We start from the raw sequence: 5,739 nt of genomic DNA, 5'->3' as shown, positions 1-5,739 counted from the left end.
CGAAGAAGATGGGGGCCAAGTCGCCGCGCGAATTCCTGCGGGCGAAGGATGCCGTGGCGGCCGGGCTGGCGGAGAGCGCGGCCGACGCTGAGGTCTATGCCGCGATGGCGGCAAATCCGAAGCTGATCCAGCGGCCCATCGGTATCAACGGCAAGAAGGCCGTGCTCGGCCGGCCGAACGAGCGGTTGCTGGAGATCGTTTGAGCCCGTGTAATTCTGTCGCAGCGCTGGGCGGGGCGGGGCCGATCGATCAAATTTCACCGATCCGGTTCGCCGAAAATCAGCCCTGTCATGGCAGTATGGGCGGATGATGACCCTTGCTCTCGTTCTTGCCGTTCTCCTGCTGGCCTTTGCGGCCTTTGCCGCCTTTGGCCTGCCATATATGGTGATGGGTCCGCGGGCGTTCGAGGAGTTTGCCGAGCGCCGGGATGCGCAGGTGATGGCGGCGGCGCTGCTGGTGGCCGCCGGCTTCGTGGCCGCGTCGGCCTTTGCCGGGCCTGCCTTGATTTCCGCCGCCCCGCAGGTGCAGGTGTTCGCCGAGACCGTGCTGGGCGCGGCGTCCCGGATCCGGAGCTGACGCTCCGGCCCCGGCACGCGCTCCGGCCAAGCAGGAGACGCGGGACATGGCAGCCGAGACAGTGATCCGGAAATCCGGGACGAAATCGAACCCCGGTAATTTCTTTGAAGACTTCAAGCCCGGCGACACGCTGGTGCACGCGACGCCGCAGACGGTGACCGAGGGCGACCTCGCCCTTTACCGTGCGCTGAACGGCAGCCGGTTTGCCCAGTATTCCTGCGCCGAGTTTGCGCGCAGCGTTGGCCTGCCGGGCCTGTGCGCCGATCCGCTGCACGCCTTCCACATCGTCTTCGGCAAGAGTGTGCCGGATATCTCTCTGAATGCGGTGGCCAATCTCGGTTATGCCGACGGGCGCTTCCTGCGGCCCGTGGTCCCGGGCGATACACTGCGTGCGACGAGCGAAGTGATCGGTGTTAAGGAAAACTCCAGCGGCAAGACCGGAGTCGTCTGGGTGCGGACGAACGGCCGTAACCAGTATGGCGAAGATGTGCTGAACTATGTGCGCTGGGTAATGGTCAACTAGCGCTACGAGACATCGCCGCTACCGAAACCTGTGGTGCCGGAGCTGCCGGCGGCCGTCGCCGCCAAGGACCTTTCAGGGTTTCCCCAGATGAAGCGCTGGAACGTCGCGGAATCCGGCAGTCCGCACGTGTACGAGGACTATGAAATCGGGGAGAAGATCAATCATGCCGACGGCATGACGATCCAGGAAGCCGAGCACCAGATTGCGACCCGCCTCTATCAGAACACCGCCAAGGTGCACTTCGATTTCCACGGCCAGAAGGAAAGTCGGTTCGGCAAGCGGCTGATCTATGGCGGCGTGGTGATCTCGATTGCCCGTTCCCTCTCGTTCAACGGGCTGGCGAATGCAGGGCAGTTGCTGGCGATCAATGCCGGCAGCCATGTGAGCCCGCTGTTTGCCTGGGACACGATCTATGCCTGGAGCGAAGTGCTGGACAAGGCGGAGCTTTCGGAGACCTGCGGCGCGCTGCGCCTGCGCCTCGTGGCGGTGAAGGACCAGCCGCCGGGCGTGTTCCCTTACAAGGACGCGGACGGCAAGTATGCCAATGGCGTGCTGCTCGACTTTGATTATTGGGCCGCGATTCCGCGGGCCCGCTGACGAAGCTGGAAAGTCTCCCTATATGGGGCCGATGGGCGGCTATCTTCCTTATGTGGATTTCACCGAATTTGCTCTGGCGCTGGGGATCATCCTCTCGGCGCTGGTCAGCCTGATCGGGACCTCGGCGCGCAAGCGCACGATTGCGATGGGCGAGGCGCGCCTGTCGGACCTTGCGGAAATGGCGGGCATCCTGCAGCCGAAACAGGTGATGGCGGTGTTCGGACCGCCGGACATGGGGCGTGCCTGGCCGGGTGTGACGCTGCTGGACGTGCGCCGGGCGCGCACGCCGCTCGGCTGGCTGATGTCCAGCGACCTCGTCGACTATGGCTGCATGCTGGCGGCGGCCGCCGCCCTGATGCTGGATTACAAGATTGTACCCCTTGCCACATTCAGCGCGCTGGCAATCCAGGTGGCCGGATGGGTGGTTTCTGCGCGGGTGCCGAAATGAGCAGGGAACGCGCCGCAAGGGCCGCTTCCCGCATCGCCGGAAACCCGGTAGGGGTTCGTCTATGAAGCTCTGGAAGATGAACGGCGCCGGCAACGCGTTTGCCATTTTCGACGCGCGCTCCGCGCCGTTCGCGCCGAGCGTGGAGCAGATCCGCCAGATTGCTGCCGACCTGAAGGCCGATCAGGTGATCGCGCTGGAGCGCGATGCCACCAGGGATGTGTTCATGCGCATCTGGAACGCCGATGGCGCGCAGGTTTATGCCTGCGGCAATGCCTCGCGCTGCGTTGGCCAGCTGATCCTGCAGGAGACCGGCAAGGACAGGATCACGATCCAGACCGAAGCGGACATGCTGAAGGCCTTCCGCGCAGACGGCGGGCTGATCACTGTGGACATGGGCTCGCCGCTGATGGGCTGGGCAGATATTCCGCTCGCGGAGAAAATGGATGTGCGCGGCGTTGACCTGAAGATCGGGCCGATCGATAAGCCGATCCTTGCGCTACCGGCGGTCGTGTCTATGGGTAATCCGCATGCGGTGTTTTTTGTCGAGGACGTGAACGCCTATGACATCCCAAAGATCGGGCCGTTGGTGGAGAACCATCCACTGTTCCCGCAAGGCACGAATGTCGGCTTTGCGCAGGTCATCGACAAGCAGACGATCCGCTTGCGCGTCTGGGAGCGCGGGGCAGGGCTGACCAAGGCCTGCGGTACGGGCGCCTGCGCTGCGCTGGTGTGTGCGGCGCGTGCCAAGCTGACCGGGCGCAAGGCGAAAGTGATCGTGGACGGCGGCGAACTCCACATCGAATGGCGTGAGAGCGACGATCATGTCTACATGACCGGGCCGGTGGAGCTGGAATTTGAGACCGATGTCTAGGGTTCGCGTTTGCGGGCCAGGCAGGGCTCGGCCAGTCTCGGGGGGAATTCTGCGGAGATCCCCATGCGCCCCATCCTGCTGCTTGCGCCCCTCTGCCTGATAGAGGCCACGGCCATCGCCGGGCCCCTCGCTGTGACCAAGGGCATGTGGGCAGTCACCTCGGACATGTATGCCAATGCGCAGGCGAACGGCGCGCCGGTGGAAGTTGCGTCCGAGCGCTCGGCTATCGAGGAATGCTGGTCGACCGATGAGGAGGCGGCGCTCGAAGAAGGCCTGGTTGACTGTTTCGAAGGCTGCGCGGCCACCGACAGCTGGACCAGGGCGCATTCCATCGATTTCGACCTGGCCTGCGATTTCTCCGGCGTGGCGATGTATGGCGCGGCGGGATTTGCCGTCAGCAAGGGCGGCGACAGTTTTGTCGGTCGGATGTTGCTGTCCGGCCAGACGGGCGACGGCCTCATGATGGACACCGAAGCCCTGCTGATCGGCGACCGGACGGGGGTGTGCCCGGCGCCGAACTGGGCATTCGGCCGCGCCGCGCTTGCATTTCTCCGGCTTAGGCGCGATCTGACGGGCTGATGCCGGATACCGCTCCTCCTTCTGGCCCGACGGTGATCACCCTCGGATGCCGCCTCAACACCTATGAGTCCGAGGTGATGCGCCGCCATGCGCTGGCGGCGGGGCTTGGCGATGCCGTGATCATCAACACCTGCGCGGTGACGAGCGAGGCAGTACGGGGCGCGCGGCAGGCGATCCGGCGGGCGGCGAAGGACAATCCGGGCGCGCCGATCCTGGTGACCGGGTGCGCGGCGCAGATTGATCCGGCGAGCTTCGCGCAGATGCCGGAAGTGACGCGCGTGATCGGCAATCACGAGAAGATGCAGGCAGGGACCTGGGCGCCGGTCACCTTGCTCGGCGGCGAGGAAAAGGTCCGCGTCAACGACATCATGAGTGTGCGCGAAACGGCCGCCCACCTGATCGACGGGATGGATGGCCGGGCGCGCGCCTATGTGCAGGTGCAGAATGGCTGCGACCATCGCTGTACCTTTTGCATTATTCCCTATGGGCGCGGGAACTCGCGCTCGGTGCCCGCTGGCGAAGTGGTGGCGCAGGTGCGGCGTCTCATGGAGACGGGCCACTATGAGGTCGTGCTGACCGGTGTGGACCTGACGAGCTGGGGCGCAGACCTTCCGGGTACGCCGCAACTCGGCAATCTCGTCCAGCGCATCCTGAAGCTTGTGCCGCAGCTTCACCAGCTGAGGATTTCCTCGATTGATGCGATCGAGATGGACGAGGCGCTTATTGAGGCGATGGGGGAGGGGCGCGTGGCGCCTTACCTTCACCTCTCGCTGCAGCATGGAGATGACCTGATCCTGAAGCGCATGAAGCGGCGGCATTTACGCGGCGCCGCGATTGATCTGGCCGAGCGTCTTCGCACCGTGCGGCCAGACATTGCTCTGGGTGCGGATATTATAGCCGGATTCCCAACCGAGACTGAGGCGCATTTCGAGAATTCTCTGCGCCTTGTCGAGGAGTGCGGCCTCTCTTTCCTGCATGCCTTTCCCTATAGCCCGCGCCCCGGCACGCCGGCGGCGAAGATGCCGCAAGTGGCCAAGCCGATTGTGAAGGAACGCGCAGCGCGCCTGCGCGCGGCGGGCGAGACGGCGCTGGCGCGGCATTTCATGCGGCATGTTGGCGAGGTGCGCGGGGCGCTGCTGGAGCGCGGACTGGCGGCGCGGCTTCCTGATTTCACGCCCGTCCGGCTGGATGCTCTGGCAGGGGAGGGCGGCACTATCCTCCCAGTGCGGATTACAGGCCATGACGGCAAACAGCTTCTCGGAACACACATCCCATGATCCTCTGGTTCGGCAAGAAGAAGACACTCGACGAGGTGAAGGCCGCCGGCGGGGAAATGCCGTCGCCGGAAGTGTCGGCGGAAGAACTGGCCGCGCAGGAAGCGGCCGCGCGCGAGAAGGCCGAGATCGAGGCGAAGGTCGCGGAGGCGAACCGCGCCTGGGAGGAGCGCCAGAAGCGCGAGGCGCAGGAGGCCCAGGACGAGGCTGTGCGCGCCAGGGCGGCGGCCGAGTTGAAACTTCTGGAAGAGCGGCGCGAGCATGCGCGCTTGCGGGAAGAGGCCGAGGCGGCGGCGCGGGCTGCGGCCGAGGCCGAGGCGAGCGACCCTGGACTGTTCGGCACGCTTGGCGAAGGGCTCGCGCGCTCAACGGCGAAGCTGACCGAGGGCATCGCCGCGCTGGGGCGGCGCAAACTGGACGCCGCCGCGCTCGAGGAACTCGAAGACCTGTTGATCACCTCCGACATGGGCACCAAGGTCGCCTCACGTGTCACGAGGGGGCTCGCCAAGGGGCGATTCGACCGCGAGATTTCCGGCGACGAGATCCGGAGCGTGCTGGCCGAGGAGATTGAGGCGATCCTGCGCCCCCGCGAGAGGGTGGTGGATTTTTCCGACGGGCCGCGCCCGCGCGTGGTGCTGTTCGTGGGCGTCAATGGCTCGGGCAAGACAACGACGATCGGGAAAATTGCATCCAAGCTTCAGGCGCAGGGCGCGAAGGCCTTGCTGGTGGCGGGCGATACTTTCCGCGCAGCGGCCGTGGAGCAGCTGAAAGTCTGGGGTGAGCGCGGCGGCATTCCCGTGATGGCGGGCGCACATGGCGCGGACGCGGCGGGGCTCGTTTATGGCGCCGTCGAGCGCGCGCAGGCGGAAGA

7 protein-coding genes and 1 pseudogene are annotated in these 5,739 nt (G+C 65.4%); all 8 read left to right on the top strand.

Features of this window, described 5'->3' with window-relative positions:
• Positions 1–203 (top strand): ArsC/Spx/MgsR family protein (locus tag WEA77_RS03150; protein WP_368066405.1); only part of this gene is annotated, 203 nt, incomplete at its 5' end.
• Positions 204–306: 103 nt separating this feature from the next.
• Positions 307–576, top strand: a complete 270-nt coding sequence (locus tag WEA77_RS03145) for a hypothetical protein (protein WP_368066404.1) — start codon at positions 307–309, stop codon at positions 574–576.
• A 46-nt stretch (positions 577–622) separates the two neighbouring features.
• A pseudogene (locus tag WEA77_RS03140) lies at positions 623–1,696 on the top strand (MaoC family dehydratase).
• Positions 1,697–1,718: 22 nt separating this feature from the next.
• Positions 1,719–2,144: a hypothetical protein gene (locus WEA77_RS03135; protein WP_368066403.1), complete on the top strand. Its 426-nt coding sequence runs from the start codon at positions 1,719–1,721 to the stop codon at positions 2,142–2,144.
• Between the two features lie 61 nt (positions 2,145–2,205).
• Positions 2,206–3,015 carry a diaminopimelate epimerase gene (dapF, locus tag WEA77_RS03130; RefSeq protein WP_368066402.1) on the top strand — a complete coding sequence of 270 codons (810 nt, stop codon included), beginning with the start codon at positions 2,206–2,208 and terminating at the stop codon, positions 3,013–3,015.
• Positions 3,016–3,078: 63 nt separating this feature from the next.
• On the top strand, positions 3,079–3,594 hold the full coding sequence (locus WEA77_RS03125) for a DUF3617 domain-containing protein (protein WP_368066401.1): 516 nt from the start codon (positions 3,079–3,081) through the stop codon (positions 3,592–3,594).
• Positions 3,594–4,871: a tRNA (N(6)-L-threonylcarbamoyladenosine(37)-C(2))-methylthiotransferase MtaB gene (gene mtaB, locus WEA77_RS03120; protein WP_368066400.1), complete on the top strand. Its 1,278-nt coding sequence runs from the start codon at positions 3,594–3,596 to the stop codon at positions 4,869–4,871. The genes WEA77_RS03125 and mtaB overlap by 1 nt, the downstream gene beginning before the upstream one ends.
• A partial coding sequence (locus WEA77_RS03115) for a signal recognition particle receptor subunit alpha (protein ID WP_368066399.1) occupies positions 4,868–5,739 on the top strand: 872 nt, incomplete at its 3' end. The genes mtaB and WEA77_RS03115, both read left to right, overlap by 4 nt.

Source organism: Hyphomonas sp., assembly GCF_040882205.1.
In the GTDB taxonomy this organism is placed as follows: Bacteria; Pseudomonadota; Alphaproteobacteria; order Caulobacterales; family Hyphomonadaceae; genus Hyphomonas.
This window is presented reverse-complemented; position numbering and strand designations above follow the sequence as displayed.

What these genes read in the sequence shown, in the direction of transcription:
- WEA77_RS03145 (WP_368066404.1), top strand. Translation starts at nt 307, where the DNA reads ATGATGACCCTTGCTCTCGTTCTTGCCGTTCTCCTGCTGGCCTTTGCG.
- WEA77_RS03135 (WP_368066403.1), top strand. Translation starts at nt 1,719, where the DNA reads ATGGGGCCGATGGGCGGCTATCTTCCTTATGTGGATTTCACCGAATTT.
- dapF (WP_368066402.1), top strand. Translation starts at nt 2,206, where the DNA reads ATGAAGCTCTGGAAGATGAACGGCGCCGGCAACGCGTTTGCCATTTTC.
- WEA77_RS03125 (WP_368066401.1), top strand. Translation starts at nt 3,079, where the DNA reads ATGCGCCCCATCCTGCTGCTTGCGCCCCTCTGCCTGATAGAGGCCACG.
- mtaB (WP_368066400.1), top strand. Translation starts at nt 3,594, where the DNA reads ATGCCGGATACCGCTCCTCCTTCTGGCCCGACGGTGATCACCCTCGGA.